This window comes from Streptomyces sp. NPDC037301, from assembly GCF_055602785.1.
The window spans coordinates 1-16649 of sequence record NZ_JBVJWD010000081.1; the positions used below are offsets into that span (position 1 = coordinate 1).

General features: G+C 69.9%; 15 protein-coding genes and 2 pseudogenes. 3 read left to right on the forward strand and 14 right to left on the reverse strand.

The annotated features are described in order from the left end of the window. The 6 genes from ACZ7IB_RS45845 to tpg form a co-directional block, all read right to left on the reverse strand. Window positions 1-392: sigma-70 family RNA polymerase sigma factor (locus ACZ7IB_RS45845; RefSeq protein WP_470921083.1), on the reverse strand; the 392-nt coding region annotated here is incomplete at its 3' end. Continuing rightward, window positions 389-967 carry a carboxymuconolactone decarboxylase family protein gene (locus ACZ7IB_RS45850; protein WP_470921084.1) on the reverse strand — a complete coding sequence of 193 codons (579 nt, stop codon included), beginning with the start codon at window positions 965-967 and terminating at the stop codon, window positions 389-391. The genes ACZ7IB_RS45845 and ACZ7IB_RS45850, both read right to left, overlap by 4 nt. A gap of 519 nt (window positions 968-1486) precedes the next feature. Next, the gene (locus tag ACZ7IB_RS45855; RefSeq protein WP_470921085.1) at window positions 1487-2344 is read right to left on the reverse strand and encodes an SAM-dependent methyltransferase; all 858 of its coding nucleotides are present in this window, start codon (window positions 2342-2344) and stop codon (window positions 1487-1489) included. A 416-nt stretch (window positions 2345-2760) separates the two neighbouring features. Then, window positions 2761-3423 (reverse strand): hypothetical protein, encoded by a 663-nt coding sequence (locus ACZ7IB_RS45860; RefSeq protein ID WP_470921086.1) that lies wholly within the window; start codon window positions 3421-3423, stop codon window positions 2761-2763. Between the two features lie 381 nt (window positions 3424-3804). Next, window positions 3805-4170 carry a hypothetical protein gene (locus ACZ7IB_RS45865; RefSeq protein ID WP_470921087.1) on the reverse strand — a complete coding sequence of 122 codons (366 nt, stop codon included), beginning with the start codon at window positions 4168-4170 and terminating at the stop codon, window positions 3805-3807. Window positions 4171-4576: 406 nt separating this feature from the next. Then, complete coding sequence (tpg, locus tag ACZ7IB_RS45870; RefSeq protein WP_470921103.1) at window positions 4577-5119, reverse strand: telomere-protecting terminal protein Tpg; 543 nt, start codon at window positions 5117-5119, stop codon at window positions 4577-4579. A gap of 301 nt (window positions 5120-5420) precedes the next feature. On the opposite strand from tpg, the gene ACZ7IB_RS45875 reads away from it, so the two are divergent. Next, the gene (locus ACZ7IB_RS45875; protein WP_470921088.1) at window positions 5421-5735 is read left to right on the forward strand and encodes a hypothetical protein; all 315 of its coding nucleotides are present in this window, start codon (window positions 5421-5423) and stop codon (window positions 5733-5735) included. A gap of 109 nt (window positions 5736-5844) precedes the next feature. Here the strand turns inward: ACZ7IB_RS45875 and ACZ7IB_RS45880 are convergent, their stop codons facing one another. Beyond that, window positions 5845-7125 carry an amidohydrolase family protein gene (locus ACZ7IB_RS45880; RefSeq protein WP_470921089.1) on the reverse strand — a complete coding sequence of 427 codons (1281 nt, stop codon included), beginning with the start codon at window positions 7123-7125 and terminating at the stop codon, window positions 5845-5847. A gap of 91 nt (window positions 7126-7216) precedes the next feature. Further along, window positions 7217-8404 carry a trans-sulfuration enzyme family protein gene (locus ACZ7IB_RS45885; protein ID WP_470921090.1) on the reverse strand — a complete coding sequence of 396 codons (1188 nt, stop codon included), beginning with the start codon at window positions 8402-8404 and terminating at the stop codon, window positions 7217-7219. Between the two features lie 157 nt (window positions 8405-8561). Here ACZ7IB_RS45885 and ACZ7IB_RS45890 point away from each other — a divergent pair, with 157 nt between their 5' ends. Next, a complete protein-coding gene (locus ACZ7IB_RS45890) occupies window positions 8562-8999 on the forward strand; it encodes an Lrp/AsnC family transcriptional regulator (protein WP_470921092.1) in 438 nt (145 codons plus the stop codon). A gap of 88 nt (window positions 9000-9087) precedes the next feature. On the opposite strand, the pseudogene ACZ7IB_RS45895 reads toward ACZ7IB_RS45890, so the two are convergent. From ACZ7IB_RS45895 to ACZ7IB_RS45905, 3 genes and pseudogenes are all read right to left on the reverse strand, one after another. Beyond that, a pseudogene (locus ACZ7IB_RS45895) lies at window positions 9088-9938 on the reverse strand (PhzF family phenazine biosynthesis protein). 175 nt (window positions 9939-10113) lie between these two features. Beyond that, complete coding sequence (locus ACZ7IB_RS45900) at window positions 10114-10377, reverse strand: hypothetical protein (RefSeq protein WP_470921093.1); 264 nt, start codon at window positions 10375-10377, stop codon at window positions 10114-10116. Window positions 10378-10392: 15 nt separating this feature from the next. Beyond that, on the reverse strand, window positions 10393-11847 hold the full coding sequence (locus tag ACZ7IB_RS45905; protein ID WP_470921094.1) for a carboxylesterase/lipase family protein: 1455 nt from the start codon (window positions 11845-11847) through the stop codon (window positions 10393-10395). A gap of 115 nt (window positions 11848-11962) precedes the next feature. Here ACZ7IB_RS45905 and ACZ7IB_RS45910 point away from each other — a divergent pair, with 115 nt between their 5' ends. Further along, entirely contained in the window at window positions 11963-12940 is a 978-nt protein-coding gene (locus tag ACZ7IB_RS45910; protein WP_470921095.1) for an Lrp/AsnC family transcriptional regulator, read from the forward strand. A gap of 601 nt (window positions 12941-13541) precedes the next feature. On the opposite strand, the pseudogene ACZ7IB_RS45915 reads toward ACZ7IB_RS45910, so the two are convergent. The 3 genes and pseudogenes from ACZ7IB_RS45915 to ACZ7IB_RS45925 form a co-directional block, all read right to left on the reverse strand. Next, window positions 13542-13718 (reverse strand): annotated as a pseudogene (locus ACZ7IB_RS45915) (IS701 family transposase); the annotation flags it as partial. A 271-nt stretch (window positions 13719-13989) separates the two neighbouring features. Continuing rightward, the gene (locus tag ACZ7IB_RS45920; RefSeq protein ID WP_470921096.1) at window positions 13990-15654 is read right to left on the reverse strand and encodes an ADP-ribosyltransferase domain-containing protein; all 1665 of its coding nucleotides are present in this window, start codon (window positions 15652-15654) and stop codon (window positions 13990-13992) included. 124 nt (window positions 15655-15778) lie between these two features. Continuing rightward, window positions 15779-16447, reverse strand: coding sequence for a macro domain-containing protein (locus ACZ7IB_RS45925; protein ID WP_470921097.1), 669 nt, complete (start codon window positions 16445-16447; stop codon window positions 15779-15781). Window positions 16448-16649 lie beyond the last annotated feature (202 nt).

Consider the following 16649-nt stretch of genomic DNA (forward strand, 5'->3'; position numbering starts at 1 on the left):
TCGCCGTACGGCACATCGAAGACCTCGCGGAGCACGAACACCGCCCGCTCGGTCGGCCCGAGCGTTTCAAGGACGGTCAGCATCGCGATCGAGACGCTCTCCGCGAGCTCTACGTCCTCGGCGACATCAGGGCTGGTCAGCAACGGTTCCGGCAGCCACTCGCCGACATAGTTCTCGCGGCTGCGCGCCAACGTCCGCAGCCGGTTGAGCGCCTGCCGCGTGACGGTCCTGACGAGGTACGCCCGCGCGTCACTCACCCGCGACTGGTCGACCTCGGCCCACCGCAGCCAGGACTCCTGCAGCACGTCCTCCGCGTCGGCCGCGGAGCCGAGCATCTCGTAGGCGACCGTGAACAGCAGGCTGCGATAGGCGACGAACGGGTCCTCGGTCATGCCGTCGACGCTACGTCGGACGTCTCAGGACGCGCAGCCAGCGGGATCTCGCAGGCATCGGAGTAGCCCTGCGAGGTGATCCCATGCGCCGTGTTGCACCTGGCTGCCAGGTTGGCGAAGCCGATGAACACGGTGAGCTCGACCAGAGCCGCCGGGCCGAGCTGGCCGAGCAGACTCGCCGACAGCTCATCGGTGACGGTCGTCGGCGTGTTCGTCATGGCCTCGGCGTACTCCATCACCTCCCGCTCCAACGGCGTGAACACCTCCGACTCCCGCCAGCGCGGCACCTGGCTCGCCTTGGCCAGGTCCAGGTTCTGGTTCAGTGCCGCGAAGTAGTTGATGTCGAGGCACCAACTGCAGCCGACCTGTGCCGCGACGGCCATGTGCGCGAACGTCTTGAGGCTCGCGTCGGCCGCGTCCCAGGTACCCACCTTGGCCGAGAACTCCTGGTTGGCCTCGGCGAGCTCGGGATTGTTCCACAGCACCTCGTTGGGCTCGGGCACGGAACCGAGCTGCTTGATCAGGTTTTCGCGGAGCTCGGCGGGGAGCTCGGCCTTCGGGACGCGTAGCGCCATGGTGTTCTCCTCGAACGTTTGCCTGTTTGGCATGAAGACACCGCCGGGCCCGCGAATGTGACAACCACCATCGCCACTGCGCATGGATCGTCAGCGCGCACAGGCCGACCCTCGGCCGCTCTCAGACGACAGTGACCGGAAGGTCATTCCTCCTCGCCGGCGCGTCCGGGTCAGCGGCTACCTCGCCCCTGGAAGCGGTCAAACCCAACGGCGGAGCCGGACCAGATCACCTGAGACAACACCCGCCATCTGGACTCCCGGGACCAGAACACCTGAGATTCCCGGCACCCCGGCGTCTCAACTGATCTGGTCGCCGCAGGTCACAACACTGTCCACGGACCAGACCAACTGAGGCGGGACACCAGGCTAGTTTGACCGGCCCGTTCCACGCTGAACCGCTCCTCCCTGCAGGCGACGGCCCGGCCAGCCCGGGGTGGCAGCTGGCGATGGGGTGCTGTGCCGGGTGGTTTTGGCCTGGCGGCGGCGGAATCCCGGGAGTCGGGGCGGGACTGGCCGCCGTCAGCGGGACTTCACGGCGTTGACCATGGTGTATCCCATCTTGTCCCGGCACAGGGCGAGGATGCGCGGGTAGACAGTGTCGAGCTGCGCCATCGCGTCGGTGCCCACCAGCTCCGCGATCTGGGCGCGCCTTGCGGCGAACAGGCGCGGGATCAGCTCGTAGGTGGGCTTGAACTCCCGGGACATGTCGCGCGTGCCTTGGATGGCGAAGCCGGCCTTGCCGAGCATCCGGGAGTAGTCCTCGGGTCCGGCAGGGAGGCGGGAGAGGGCGAACGCGGCCTGGAAGAGCTGGACTTCCTCGGGTGTGAAGGGCACGGATTCGTAGCAGTCCGCGAGGACGAAGCGGCCCCCGGACCGCAGCACCCGCCGAACCTCGCGGATCGCGGCGGGGCGGTCGGAGAAGTGAGCGAAGGACTCGATGGCCCACGCGGCGTCGAAGGTCTCGGACTCCTGGGGCAGTGCCATGGCGTCCGCCTGTTGGAAGGTGACGCGGTCGGACAGTCCCGCCTTCAAGGCACGGTCGCGGCCGGCCCGGACCTGCGCGGCGCTGACCGTCACGCCGAGCACGCTCGCGCCCGACTCGGTGCCGATCCGCACGGTGGGCCGGCCTGTGCCGCAGCCGACGTCCAGCATCCGCTGTCCTGGCAGCAGCCCGACCACGTCGATGAGGGTGCCGGTCCAGGAGTCCTGGGCACGGGTGAGTTCCTCCCACATCTCGTCGGCCGTCAGCTCCCCCGTCTCCGTCCGCACGCCGTCGGTCCACATGCCCAGGTGCATGCTGTCGCCCATGGTCAGGCCGTACAGGCCCCCGAAGCGGTCGTACCATTCGCCGACCTCCCGGGCCGATGGATTGCTCATGTCCAACTCCTCGCTTACGGGCGGCCCACCGGGTGGGCTGGCACGGCCGGGCCGACCCGGCCGATCGGCACCGCTGCCTCCACCACTTCCCCAGGACGGGCGCGCAGTGAGGCCACACGGCGGGGCGCACGGAAGCACGGATGGATCCATGCACTGAATCGCCTACATGCGGCAGGCACGCTTCGTTGGCCGTCAAGATCACTTGGCAAACGGTCAAGATCTCGTGTCAGAGGTCAGGAGTGCCTGACTCCCCTTTACCTCCCAGGCTCCCAGCTCACCTCCCAGGAGCGCGTTTGCCTGGGGAAACGGCCTCCCAGGCATTCCAGATATTCCGGGCATTCCTGGCCCGGTATCCCAGGTTCCTCCCAGGTCTCCCCCAGGGATCTGGGAGGTCTGGGAGGGTGCGGAGGGTGAGGTCAGCACTGTCCGGACCGGGCGCGGGCGAGGAACGCGGCGAGGGCACCGGCGGCCTCGGGTTCGGTGGTGGCGAGCCGGGCCGCGAACGCCAGCCGGTCGACGCTGGCGCCCGGGGCGAGGCGGGCGAGTCCGGTGAGCAGCGTGGCGTGGGTGAGCAGGGGCGATGGCAGGAGGTTGGTGGCGGCTTCGCGGGCGGCCGGGTCGCGGTAGTGCCCGAGATGTGCGGCCAGGGCGTGCGCGAGCCAGGCGTCGACGTCGGCCTGGACGTACCCGCCCGCGCGGCGGGTGAGTTCGTCGCGTACGGCTTCGTCGCCCTGGCGGGGCTCGGTCTGCTCCAGCGTGCCAAGCTCGCGCAGCGCCTGGAGTTCATCGGCACGGGCCGCGATCCGGGCGGCTTCGCGCAGCTCTGCCTCCCGGGCGGCGGCCGCAGCGTCGGCGGTGAGCTCGGCCCGGACGACGTAGTCGGTGTCCGGGTCGTAGACGGTGCCCGGGGCCGCGGCGGCGAGCAGCTGGTCGATGCGCTCCCATTCCGCGAGCTCCGCGCGGCCGCGGTCGTCGCCGGCCAGGTGCTCATGCCGGGAGTCCTGCCGCGCGTCGAACCAGGCGGCCTCGATGGCCGCCGCGACGGCGCCGGCGGTCATGCCCTTCGCGCGGCGGCGCACCCTGCGATGCGGGCGGGGTCGACCGGCTCGCGGGGCGCGGCGACCCGAGGGACGAGCGGTCGGCGCACCGTGCGCCGGGGCGGCCAGGGCGTGGTCTTCTTCGGTCTCGCATTCGTGGTGCGGATTCGGGAGCGGGCCGCCGCCAGAGCGCTGTCGGCGGCCCGCCGAAATGTGCCGAGGCACGGTAGCTGTCACTGCCGGTTGCGCCGACCTGCGATCTTCCATAAATGAGGCACCGCAGTTGCCACGGCGAAGCAAGGCACTTGGCACCACTCCTCCGGAAGCATGGCAGGTCATCCCTTCACCGAGGTGGAGCGCTGCGCTCTCTGGTGACAACGCACCCGTCTTTGTGAACGTCGGACGGACCGCCGTAGCCGGAGGTCAGTCCGCGTACACGAAGATCAGACACAGAGCGGCAAAGGGCACGACGGATCCGCCGAGCGGTGTCAGCACCGCCGGGACCGCCGCCGTCAGTCGCTTCTTACCCTTGCGCCGGCCCGAGCGGAACACCACGCGGGCCAGGATGAGCGGCAACGCCACGAGGGCGAGGAAGATCACCGGCGCCAAGAACCGGCTGAACGCGGTGGTGTCGGTGACCAGATGCCAGGCAGTCGTACCGAAGACCACTGCCGGGCCAACCAGCAGGTAGAACGAGAGGCCCAACACCACGGCGACGGTCACTCCTTCCGTCAGCCGCTCGGCCCACGCATGCTCCCGGCGCACTTCCGTTATCCCGCTGTCCCCCATGCCCATTCCCCCCAGTTGCCACAGTTTGGTGTCGCCAACGCTTCGGTCGAACTGCTCAGTCCGTGGCCAGCAGAAAACGATAGCGTCAGGGCCTAGGGCTGCGGCCACGATGATCTATGGGCCTACCGGCCCGTCAGGCTCCTCTATACGACTGGCGTTCCGCTCGGTCAGCGACCCCTTCCACGGCCGGTCTCGCACCCGCTGGACAACGCGGGCTGTCCCACCAAGCGCCACACCGTCACGCGATTCATGCAACGTCACTGGCTACGCAGTCCGGGCTCTCGCCGCAGCACAGGCCGACGCCTCCCTCGAAGTCGCCGTCTCAGTGACAACAAGCGTGGCTTTGTGTCAACTATCGCGCTTCGGCTCATGAAACGTTTTATAGCAGGCCCGGAATTCGGCCGTGTCAGAACTCGAAATCTATCGACTGGACATGCGTGAAATGCGCTACCAGCACATCACATATGGTGCCCCAATCCGTGAAATACGACTCGGTGATGGCCTCCGCGACGACCGGATGCAGATCTTCCTCCGTCGCACCGTCCTCCTGGAGCTGGAAGATCTGGGCGGCGTAGGTGGGTGAGATCGGGGTGGTGATGTGTCGTATGCGGCCGTCGTCGGAGGACCCGGAGGCGGTGAACCCGAAGTAGGCGACCACAGTCACCATCATCCCGCCGGAGGTCGCCGCCTGCTCCCGCGCCTGTGCCCTGACCTGCGGTTGCCACTCGGATTCGGTCGCCTCCACCAGCGCGGCCTGGAGCCGCTTCTGCGGCTTCGTCAGCTTCCCGGCGCGGTAGCGCTCCACCGTCCGGGTCGAGACGCCCAGGCGCTCCGCCAGGTTCCGCGCTGAGTCCTTCGTGCGCGTGAGAAGGAATTTCACCTGAGCCTTTGCGGATTTCGGCGCGGGCCGGGTGAACACCTTCCGCTCCGCCCGCGCGAGGGCCTCCAGTACCTTGCCGCTACCTTGCCGCGGCGCGGGGTCGGCTGCCGCTGCTCGTGATCGCTCATGCCACCAGGAGGCCACGGATCACCTGTGGACGGATTTCGGAGCCCGCGCAGGTCGGGCCGGGTATCGGTGTCCGTCCGTACGGTGGGAGGCATGACGACGTCCTCCACCACCGAGCCGGTGCCGGTGCCCATCTGGGTGCTGCTGCCCGGGGACCAGGCGGTCGTCGCGCACCTGTGGTCCCGGCGCCAGCAGTGCGGTCGTCATCGCCCGTTTCCTGCAGAAGCACGAGTACGACGCCGACGTGGTCACCCAGTTCAAGGTGCGCCGCCCCGGAGAGACCAAGGCGGTGGGCTGGGGCGAGTTCTGCCACGGCCCCACGTCCGGCGATCAGGCCCGGCTGTACGCGCGTCTGACCACCGGGGCGAGGCCCCGGCACCCGGTAGCCGTCTACGGCCGCATCACCGCTGCTGAACAAGACGGCGAGAAGCGGCCGGTCCTCCGGCTCGCCGACGGGCACGGCTTCACCGTACGCATCCGGTCCGACCATCCCAGCCTCCTCGGCCCGCTCAAGGTCGGCGCTTTCGTCCTGGCCGTCGGTGCCTGGGGGGCCTGGTAACCCCGCCAAGGCAGGCCCGAGCTGCGAATGTTCACCGAGGAACACTGTTCCCTGTCAAGTTCTTCTGTTCAACTCCACCGGCTCCGTACCCCGGCTGCTCCTGCTCCGATTACGGCAGGGGGTTCCAGGTGCCGTCCAGCGGGACGCCGGCGGCTGCGGCGATCCGGTCGCGTGATGCGAGCAGGCGGGTCCTGAGCGCCGGCAGGTCGACGTCTACCAGTACGCCGTCGCGCTTGACCACGCGGCCGACGACCAGGACGGTGTCGACGAGGCCGGGGTGGCCGGCGCTGACGATGGTGCCGGCCGGGTCGGTGACCGGGAAGACGGTCAGGTCGTCGGTGCGCAGCAGGATGATGTCGGCGTCCTTGCCGGGGGTGATGCTGCCGGTGCGGTCGGCGAGTCCGCAGGAGGCGGCGGCGTCGATGGTGGCGAAGTCCAGCAGGTCGCGGGAGCGCAGGCTGCCGTCCAGGCCGCGCTGTACGGCGAAGGCGGTGCGCATGGTGGAGAACATGTCGCCGCCGACCGAGGGGACGTCGTCGATCGACAGGGTCGGGCGCAGGCCGGCGGCGAGTGCGCGGCCGGTCATGGGCGATCCGAAGCCCATCTTCAGCTCGACGTCCGGGCTGATCGAGATCGAGGCGCCGGCGTCGGCGAGCATCCGCAGTTCCTCGTCGCTGATCCCGTTGGCGTGCACGGCCGTGGTGGTTGCCTGGAGCAGGCCGTGCTCGCGCAACGCGGTGATCGTGCCGCCGGCTTCGATGTGCAGGCTGGTGCGCAGGCCGAGTTCGTCCGCCAGCTTCAGCTCACGAGCGACGGTGTCGATGCTGGTGGCCTCGGGGCCGCGCAGCCCGAGCGCCATGGTGACCAGGCCGTCTTCGGTGATGCCGGAGCGGACGCGGCGGATGTCGTCGTCGACGGGGTCGGGGCTGCCCCATCCAGCGCCGAGGCAGAAGATCGACCGTCCCGGCGTGTCGCGTAGTGCGGCGATGGCGGCGTCTTCGTGCTCGTGCCCCTGCGCGACGTGGTACCAGTCCAGCATCGTGGTCACGCCGGAGTGCAGGGCCTCCAGCCGGCCGAGGAGCGTGCCCGCGTAGACGTCGTCGGGCGTGTAGTGGGGTTTGACCGTGGCGTGCATGGCTGCGGCCCACTGGGGGAAGGTCCAGTCGGCGCCGATGCCGCGGAAAGCGGTCTGCCAGGCGTGGCGGTGGTTGTCGACGAAGCCGGGCATGACGATCCGGTCGCTCGCGTCGATCACTTCGGCGTCCGGCGCGTCGATGCGCTCGGCCACCGCGGCGATGACGCCGTCTTCGATCAGTACGTCCCCGCGGTCGAGGTCGCCGACGGCCGGGTCCATGCTGACCACGGTGCCGCCGGAAAGCAGGATCTTCATGGGGGGCTCCTTCACTTCTGGGTGGTTCACGGGCAGGTTGCAGTGGGGGTGGGCGGGCATTGGCGCGGGCGCTGCCTCGCACGGCAGCCGTTCAGGTGGTTGCGGCTTGGGCGAGTACGGCGTCGGCCGCGGCGAGGGCGTCGGCGACCAGGTCGGCGGTGTCTTCTGTGCCGGCCGCCAGCCGGACCAGGCCCGGGGGAACGGCTTCGGTGAGCTGTTCGTCGCTGAGCATTCCGGCCCACATGGACGCCGGGTGCACGGCGAGTGATTCCACGCCGCCGAGGCTGGCCGAGCGGCGGGGGTAGCGCAGGTGTCCCAGGAAGGCGTCGGCCATGTCGAATCCGCCGGTGAATTCGACGCTGAGCACTCCGCCGAATCCGTTCATCTGGGCGAGGGCGAGCTTGTGTTGAGGGTGGGTGGGCAGGCCGGGGTAGTGCACCTGCGTCACGGCCGGGTGCGTGCTCAGCGCCTCCGCGAGTGCCAGGCCGTTGTCGTTGTGTCGCGGCACGCGCAGCGGCAGGGTGCGTATGCCGCGCAGCAGCAGCAGCCAGGCGTCGATCGGGCCGAGGGTGGCGCCGGTGAGCAGGCTGGTGTCCCAGATGCGGTCCAGGATCTTCGCCGGTCCGGCCAGCACTCCGGCGGAGACGTCGGAGTGACCGTTGAGGTACTTGGTCGCGCTGTGCCAGACCACGTCGATGCCGAAGTCTGCGGGCCGCTGGTTCAGAGGCGTGGCGAAGGTGTTGTCCGCCAGGGTCAGCACGTTGTGCGCGCGGGCCAGGTCGGTGACGGCGCGCAGGTCGGTGATGTGCAGCAGCGGGTTGCTCGGGGTTTCCACCAGGATCAGGCGGGTCTTGGGGGTGAGGGCTTTCTCGAATGCCTTGGGGTCCCTCTGGTCCACCAGCGTGGTGGACACGCCCAGGCGTGGCAGCAGGTTCAGCAGCACCGAAGCGGTGCCCCCGTAGGTGGACTTCTGTCCGATGACGTGGTCGCCGGCGGACACCAGGGCGAGCACGGCCGTGGTGATCGCTGCCATGCCGGACGCGGTGACCATCGCCGCCTCGGTGTTCTCGAGTTCGGCGACGACGGCGGCGACCTGGGCATGGTTCGGGTTGCCGAAGCGGGTGTAGAAGTCCTTGCCCCGCGGTTCGACGGCGCCTGCGGCGAACGTGTGCGCGTCCTCGGCCGAGAACGCGGCCGTCTGGTAGATGGGCGGCGCCACGGCGCGGCTGGGGTGGGTCTCACGGTCAGTGTGAACGGTGACGGTGCTCTTGCCCGGCATGGCCAACCCTTCCGGAATTCGACGCTATGTCTCTGTATCCAGCATGGCTGCCGGTGGCCCTGGCATGACCTGGCCGACGGCAATCTTGGCAATAGATTGCGCCGCCATCCGGCATCTCTTTGTGTTAGAGAGCCATCACTAGCAATATTCTGCTGTCATGGATGAAGTGGACCGGTCGATCCTGGCCGTGCTCGAACGGCAGGGCCGTATCAGCAACAATGAGCTCGCTGCCCGGGTCGGGCTGTCGCCCTCCCCCTGCTTGCGGCGCGTACGCCAGCTCGAGGAAGCCGGGGTCATCCGCGGCTACCGGGCGCTCATCGACCCGGCAGCGGTCGGCCGGGGCCTGCGGGTGTTCGCGGGTGTGCGGCTGATGCGGCACACCCGCGCGAACGTGGTCGCCTTCGAACAGGAGGTGATGGAGCTGTCCGAGGTGACCGCCTGTCACCACATCACCGGCAACTTCGACTACCTGCTCCAGGTGGAGGTGGCCGACCTTCCGGCCTATGAGGACTTCCACGCCAACCAGCTGGCCGCCCTGCCCGGGGTGGGCACGGTCAACAGCTTCGTCATCATGAAGACGCTCGACACCGCATGACAGCCCCGCCCTGCCCAGGTCGGCGCACTGTCGCAGTCGCCTGTCGCCGGGGACTGGTGAGCGCCGCGGGGCTTGGGCGGTTGGGCCTTCACACAGTGATGGAGCCCCGGATACAGACGGTGGCGGCGCCACTGACCCAGACGGTGCCGTCCGCCTCCGCGGTGATCTCGATGCTGGCGGCCCGTTGCAGCCGTGTGCCCTGGGAGACCCGGTAGGTGGTGGGTGCGGCGCCGGTGCTGGTGAGCCACTGGCCGACGGCGGCGTTCATGCTGCCGCACGCGGGGTCCTCAGGAACGTCGGCGCCGGGGGCGAAGGTGCGCATCTCGAAATGGTGCTCGGATCCCTCGGGGTGGGCCCCGATCGCACCGACCATCGCGGCCGGGATGAGGGACAAGTCGGGTTCGAGCGCGAGGACCTCCCTCGCGGTGGCCAACTGGATCACTGTCCAGCCGGGCCCGTTGTCCACCCACTGGTGGGCCAGGACCTGCTCGCGCGTGATGCCGAACGCGGCGACGATCTGATCCAGGTAAGCGTCGTCGAGCACGCCGTCGCGGATCCGGGGCGGGGCGGCGAAGGACAGAATGTTCTTGCGGCGGCGGACGGTGACCAGGTCGGCGGCGCATTCCTGCACGATCCGGTCGGCGTGCCGGGGGATGCCGCCGCCCTCCAGCCAGGCGCGCGCGGAGCCGAGGGTGGGGTGCCCGGCGAACGGCAGCTCGCTCTGGGGCGTGAAGATCCGCAGCCGGTAGTCCGCCTCCGGGGCGGTGGGGGCAGCACGAACGTGGTCTCGGACAGGTTCGTCCAGCGCGCCAGGCGCTGCATGTCCTGGTCGGCCAGGTCGTCCGTGCCGTCCAGGACGACCGCGACCGGGTTACCGCGATAGGGAAGGGCGGAGAACACGTCGACCTGCATGAACGAGCGGGTGCGCGGCATGGCCATCAGGGGCCTTTCGTAGCGGCAGCAGACGGGGTCTGCCTCCGCTGCCTGGCGGAGGCAGACCGATCCCACGGGGCGTCTGTCGCAAGAGAACAGGGCCAGTTGAAACACAGTGGACTGGCCGGGCCGCCCCGGTGTGCACGGGCGGTGGCGTGAACGCCGAGATCCCCGAGGGTGTTCAGCGACCAGCCATCGGGTGGCTGTCAGCGGCGGCGGCTGTGTACCGGGCTGTCCAGAGGCGGGCGGCGCCCGGCATCACTACGAAGACGGCAAGCGCGATCGAGGCGAGGGCGAAGGGGAGCGGACGCATCCACTGGTTCCAGTGCGCGAACTGATCGGCGACGGTCAAGGAGTACAGCCGGTCCGAGACGTAGATGGTGGCCATCAGGGTGCAGAACTGGGCCCAGTGCGGCATGGCCGGCGTGCGGAACATGTGCGGCATGTCGTTCTCCTTGTCTCAGCCGAAGTGGCGGATGCGGGCGCTGGTGGCGGGAACGTAGGGCAGCCAGCCGCCGACTGTTGCAGAGGTGACGAACTCGGCGAGAGTGGTCGCGAATTCGCGGCCCAGGGCCCGCCGGGTGTTACCGGCTCCGGCGAGGACGGGACTGTGGGGGAAGGCGTCGAAGGTTGCGAAGAGGAAAGGGAGCTCGGCGCAGTGGGTGGCGCCGAGGTGGTGCGGGTCCTCGGCGGGTGCGTAGTCGAACTGGTAGACGTAGGTGGTGTTCCCGCCTGCCGCGTGGTGGTCGGCGATCTGCAGCGAGCCGTCGCGGAAGAGGCCGTCGGTCTGTATGGCGGTGAAGATCGCCGCGGGTGTGGCCTGCGGGCGGCGTTCGGCGTGCTGCTGATAGCTGTCCTGGGCGGCCTGCCGGCCGAGCTGCGCGGTGAGGATGTCCAGGGCGGTCGCGGTAGTGAGGTTCTGGATGCGGGGATCGAAGGCACAGAAGGCGGTCGCCTCGTAGCGGGTGGTGCCGATCAGCAGTGGCTTGCCCTCCAGGGCGCCGTCCGCGAGCGCCTGCTGCGGGGTGCGGAGCATGCCGGGGGCGCCGAGGACCGGGTACATCGGCGGGGCCGCGTTGCCCGGCGCGGCAAGCTGGGCGGACAGGCGGCCGTAGGCATCCAGCAGTTGCCCGGCCGGCAGGGCGCGCAGCGCCGTTGCACGGTCCGCGCCGGCTGGGATGCCCAGCAGACGCAGATAGGCATCGGCGTTCTCGGCGGCCTGCTGCGCATCCTGCGGGGCCAGGCCGAAGGGGCCGCTCTGCAGCAGCACGCGGGAGACGGATCCGTTGGTGTCCGGGTCCAGGGCAAGCATCAGGGAGGAGTAGGCCCCGGCGGACTGCCCGCCGACCGTCACCCGCCGCGGGTCTCCGCCGAAGGAGGCGATGTTGTCCTGGACCCAGCGCAGCACGGCGGCCTGGTCCTGGAACCCGAGGTTGGCCGCGCCGATCTCCGGCAGGTAGAGGTAACCCAGCGGCCCCACCCGGTAGTTGGCGGTGACTACCACGATGTCGCCCAGAGCGGCCAGATGGCCGCCGTCGTACCAGTCCCAGCCGCCGGAGCCGCTGGTGAAGCCGCCACCGTGCCACCACACCAGCACCGGACGAACCGCCCCGGCCTGGAGCACGCGGCGTGGGCTGAAGACGTTGACGGTCAGGCTGCCGTCCTCGTCCCAGTCCGGCACCCGCTGCCCCTGCACCCGCTCCAGACGCGAAGCCGCCTGCGGCACGGACGGACCGGCCTGTGCCGCATCCCGCACCTGCGTCCAGCCCGGATGGGGCTGCGGCGGCGCGAACCGCAGCGCGCCCACCGGCGACGCCGCGTACGGGATGCCACGGAAGGAGACCGCCGCGCCCTCCACGATTCCCCCGACTGTGCCCCGGTCGGTGTCCACGACCGTGTACTCGCTTCCGGTCATCAGGCTCACCTGCTCTCTTTCGTCTCGGCTGTCGGAGACGTTTTTATGCCGGAGCGACAGTGTGAGCCAGAAGTGTCTGCCCGAATCGAGAAAGTGCGTCATAGGATCTCAATTCATGGAGAAACTACGCCATCAGCTGGATCAGACGGATCGTCGGATCGCCGCCGCGCTGCTGGCCGCCCCGCGCGCCTCCTGGCGCACCATCAGCCGCGTCCTCGACATCTCGGAGCGCACCGTCGTACGCCGCGCTTCCCCTCTGTTCGGTGACGGGACCCTGCGGGCCACAGCCGTACGCAACCCCGTCCACTTCCCCGACCTGATCCCGCTGGCCCTGCGCATCCGCTGCAAGCCCAACCGGATCAGCACCATCGCCGCCACCCTCGCCCGCCGCCCCGACGCCATCTGGGTCGACGTCCTCGGCGGCGGCGACGAAATCAACGCGATCCTGCACCTGGACGGGCCCGACGCCCGCAACAACCTGCTACTGCGTGACCTTCCCGCCACCCCCGCGGTCCTGTCGTGGACCTCCCACATCCTGCTGCGGACCTTCCCCGCCGCATTCGACTGGAGCGGCGGCCTGCTGGCGGAACGTGAACTGGCAGGTCTTCGCCCAGACCTGCCCTCGGCGCCCGCACGCCCCGCTCTCCAGCCCCTTGACCGCCATCTGATCACCGCGCTGATCGATGACGGCCGCGCCTCCTACACCGACCTCGCCCAGCAGGCCGACACCACTGCCCTCACCGCCCGTCGGCGACTGGAGACGCTCGTCGGCGGCCAGGTCCTGCGGCTTGCCACCGAGGTCGACCTGGCCCGGCTCGGCATCCGCACCGAGGCTCTGCTGTGGATCACCGTCGCACCCGGCGGCCTGGAGGAGACCGGCCAGCAGCTCAGCCGCCACCCTCGGGTCCGCTTCGCCGCCGCCACCACCGGCCCCGCCAACCTCCTCGTGGCCGTCGCGGCAGCCGACCTCGACGCGCTCTACCACTTCGCGAGCGACACCATCGGCGCCCTCGCCCACATCTCCACTGCCGAGATCACCCCCATCCTGACCAGCGTCAAGAGAACCGGCCTGGTCCGCCCGGGCAGCCTGTGACATCGAGGGCGAGAGGTCGCCGCTGCCCACGACAGGCTGACGGCCGCGGCGGCCATACAGACGCGGGACTTCGAATGCGGCTCAGAAGCGGTCACGCTCCGAGCACCACAACCGGGACGCGACGCGGTCAACGGGTTCGGCTGGCTGGCTTTGTTCACGAGAACCGGCTCTCGGGAACAAAGCCAGCTGGCGGCTGCCCAGGCGGCGCATGCTGTGATCGTCAGGAGATCGACGGTGCGAGGTACTCCAGCGCGTAGCCGTCGCCGTTGTGTGTCACGCGACCCACGCCGGGCGAGTCAAGGTGGGCGCCGGCGACAAAGCGGCCCGGTGTGCTCAGTTGCTCAAGGAGGGCGTTGCGCGCCGTGCGGGCCTGCGGCTGGTCACCGTCGAGTTCCCACGACACGTTCGGCTCCTCGAACTGCAAGGAGGGCACGTGCACCATGTCGCCCCAGACCAGAAGGTGGCCGGTACTGCTCCTGACCTCGTAGACGGTGTGACCGTGGGTGTGCCCGGGAGTCGGGAGAGAGCAGGGCCAGACGCGGATGGTGGCCGGGGTGGTCGTGGGCGTTGGACTGCAGCGGGCAGGGCCCCGGTTGCAGGACAGCCCGTCGGGGGTAGCGTGGCCGGCGTATTCGGCGAGCTGCCAGCCGTTCTTGCGGCCCACCGGACCAAGGAGCCCACGGACGTAGTCCCGCATCCGGCGCCGGGATTCCACCCGGGCGAAAGCCGAAGCCCCCGGCACACCCGCCTCTGCCGCCGCGGCCGCCTGCACCACCACGACCGGCCGTCCCGCCCCTCCGCCGGACACGTCGGAGCTGGTGGCCCTTCGGCCGCCGCCGCTGAACCGGCGGTGGTGAAGCTACGGCGGCTGGTCAGCGTCGGGCAGAGCCAGGGGCGGGACCCGAACAACCTCCGGGAGATGGTCAGCCGTTGCGCGGCACTTCGAGCTCCGTCCAGGTCAGAGTGAAAGGCGAGGTACGGCTTTTCCAGTCCTCTTCCACGGCACGGCTCAGGCCCGTCACGGGGCGCTCGTATGCCCGGCCCGGACGTCACGACACCAGGCCGGCCCCCTCCAGCTCGGTCAGCCGCACGGTGCACAGACCCCCACGCTCGGCCTTCACCTCCGTCACCTTCAGCTGCGTCCCCGGCGCGAGGATGTACTCCTCCTCACCCGTGAACGCGGAGAACCGCCGGATCCCCACCGCCCGCGCGGGCGTCACCTCGAACAGCGTCCGCCGGCCACGCCCGCCGAGGAACGCGCGGGCCACACCCAGCTCGGACGTGCACGACGACACGCCCCACCACGTCACCGTCCGCCCCAGCGGGTACTGGGACCGCAGATCCAGCGCCACACCACGCCACAGCGGCCGCGTCTGCGCCGGCAACGCCTCCATCGCCGAGAACAGCAACCGCAGGTACGGCAGGTACGGCACCACGCGCTCGCGGTCCGACGAGCGCAGCACGGCGTTGATCTCGCGGTAGAAGCCCGACTCGCACGTGTACAGGTAGAGGGCCGAGATCGCGTCGGCCGACAAGGCGCTCACGGCCTCCCCGGACAGTGCGCCCGCGGACGCCGCCTCCGCGGCCTTCGTCTCCCCGAAACGGCTCGACAGATCGATATGCCGATCCAGGTGCGCGAGCACCCGCGAAACCGGCTCGACGGCCTTCCGGAAGTCCATCAGCGGCGTGTCGAACACCCCGGTGACGGGCGGCAGGACGAGGCCCTCGTCCTTGACGCTGGTGAGCCGCTCCAGATATAGCTGGTGCAACTCCATCGTGGACGCGATGAACGCCCCCATCCGCTGCGCGACACCACCGTCCTCCGGCCCGCCGGCCCCGCCCGTCCCCTGGTCCCAGCCCTTCCGCGGCAGCCAGTCGACCGGCTCGGCCCCCACCGCCGCCAGGGCGTCGTTCACCTGGGCGAAGTGGTCGCCCTCGCAGAACAGATCCCCCTGCGCGGCCGGATTGGCGTGGTCCAGGTGACGGACCTGCACCCCCGGGTACTTCTTCTCCAGCCGCTGGACGACCCTTTTCAGACTCCGGGCGTGCGCGCCCCACCAGGCGAACACCACCCCCCGGTCGTCCTCCTCCACCGCGTCCTGCTTCGCCCGGAGGATCTCCTCGACGATCTGCTCGGCCACAGGGCGCCAGAACGACGTGTGCCGATCGGTCGCCATCACCCCGTCCGCGCTCGCCGTGAGGGACGCGTTCAGCAGCAGCACACCCTGGGTGAGCATCGCCTGGAACCACTCGGGCGGCTGAACCGTGTCCTCCTTCTTCAGCAGGGCGCGGACGTCGGCGATCGGGGTCTTCTTGACGATGCCGTACTTCCACATCGCGGCCGCCTTGATGAGGCAGCGGATGCTGACGACCCGGCCGAACTGGCTGTCCTTCCAGTCGTTGAAGGTGTTGTCGAACATCGCGATGCCGGTCGCGCTCTCCGCCCGCGGATAGGGGTTCTGTCCGAAGACGACCACCTTCCACTTCTCCGGCGGATGCGGCTTCAACGCCTGGAACGTCAGCTCGCGCACCGGAACGACCTCCGGGCTGCGCTTCGGGCCGATGAAGTCGGAGGCTCCCGGCTGCGCCTCGATCACCGGTCCGAGCAGCGGCAGCCACGGCTCGCCGCCACCGGTGAACAGGCCGGCCAGTCCCAGCGGATCCCCGGCCGGGGAACCGGCATCGCCCGCGGCCGTCACGTCGACATCACTCACGAGGGTGGAACTCCCGATACTCGAACCGGACGCCTCCACGGGCGCCCCGGCATGCTGAACAGATGCGGCAGGGTCGTCGCCGGTGTCCGCGCCCTGGGCGGCGCCGGCCTGGGAGGTCTTCGGGTCAGTGACGAAAGGAAGGCCGCTGCGGCACGTTGATCCGGACCCGCCGTACGGACCCCGCTCCCTCGATGTCGTCGAGCTGCCCCAGTACGGCGGCCCGCAACTCGTCGTAGTCCGCGAAACCGTGGTCGTGGAAGAGGGTGTATCCCGTCCACATCAGGTTGGCGCACACCTTCGCGGGCACCTGCCCGGTCTGCGCGCCCATCCCGACGAGGGCCACCGACCGGATGCTGCCCGGCTTCGCCCGGTTCTGTAGATGCACCGCCTGGAAGGCGGCCGCGCAGGCCAGGGCCACGTTCATCGTGTCGCTGACGTTCTGCGACGACTGGCGCATGGTGGGCGTCGAGATCAGGTACCGGGGTACGTCCGCCCCGGACGGGACGCACACCGCGCTGCCCACCGGCAGCCGTCCGCCGAACCGGTCGCGGATCGCCCGCTGCACCCGCACCTGGATGCCCGCACCGAGGTGCCGCTTGACGACGACGTCGACCCCCCCGTCCATCCGGCCACGCTCATTGGTGGGGGAAACCCAGGCGTCGGCGTCCACATCGAGAAGGGAACCTCGCCTGATCTCGACCTCCGGCGTGTCCGCGAACGCGGACCGCCAGGCCGTCACCACCTCGTCGTTGACGTCGACCAGGACGACGCTCAACGCATGCCTGACACCCACGAATTCACCCCTCTCACCCCGTGATCTCGAACAATCCCGAAGCTACCGCGCGCCACTGACAGCGCCGTTCGACAGCAGGTCCTCGCGCCGGAGCCGGAATCTCGGCAAACCGTCGCCGCGGGGGGGGGGGGGGGGGGGGGGGGAGCGGGGGGGGGGGGGGGGGGGGGGGGGGGGGGGGGAAGCACAGGGGGGAGGGGGGGGT

What these genes read in the sequence shown, in the direction of transcription:
- ACZ7IB_RS45855 (WP_470921085.1), bottom strand. Translation starts at nt 2,344, where the DNA reads ATGAGCAATCCATCGGCCCGGGAGGTCGGCGAATGGTACGACCGCTTC.
- ACZ7IB_RS45900 (WP_470921093.1), bottom strand. Translation starts at nt 10,377, where the DNA reads ATGCCGCACATGTTCCGCACGCCGGCCATGCCGCACTGGGCCCAGTTC.
- ACZ7IB_RS45905 (WP_470921094.1), bottom strand. Translation starts at nt 11,847, where the DNA reads ATGACCGGAAGCGAGTACACGGTCGTGGACACCGACCGGGGCACAGTC.
- ACZ7IB_RS45880 (WP_470921089.1), bottom strand. Translation starts at nt 7,125, where the DNA reads ATGAAGATCCTGCTTTCCGGCGGCACCGTGGTCAGCATGGACCCGGCC.
- ACZ7IB_RS45850 (WP_470921084.1), bottom strand. Translation starts at nt 967, where the DNA reads ATGGCGCTACGCGTCCCGAAGGCCGAGCTCCCCGCCGAGCTCCGCGAA.
- ACZ7IB_RS45865 (WP_470921087.1), bottom strand. Translation starts at nt 4,170, where the DNA reads ATGGGGGACAGCGGGATAACGGAAGTGCGCCGGGAGCATGCGTGGGCC.
- ACZ7IB_RS45885 (WP_470921090.1), bottom strand. Translation starts at nt 8,404, where the DNA reads ATGCCGGGCAAGAGCACCGTCACCGTTCACACTGACCGTGAGACCCAC.
- ACZ7IB_RS45890 (WP_470921092.1), top strand. Translation starts at nt 8,562, where the DNA reads ATGGATGAAGTGGACCGGTCGATCCTGGCCGTGCTCGAACGGCAGGGC.
- ACZ7IB_RS45910 (WP_470921095.1), top strand. Translation starts at nt 11,963, where the DNA reads ATGGAGAAACTACGCCATCAGCTGGATCAGACGGATCGTCGGATCGCC.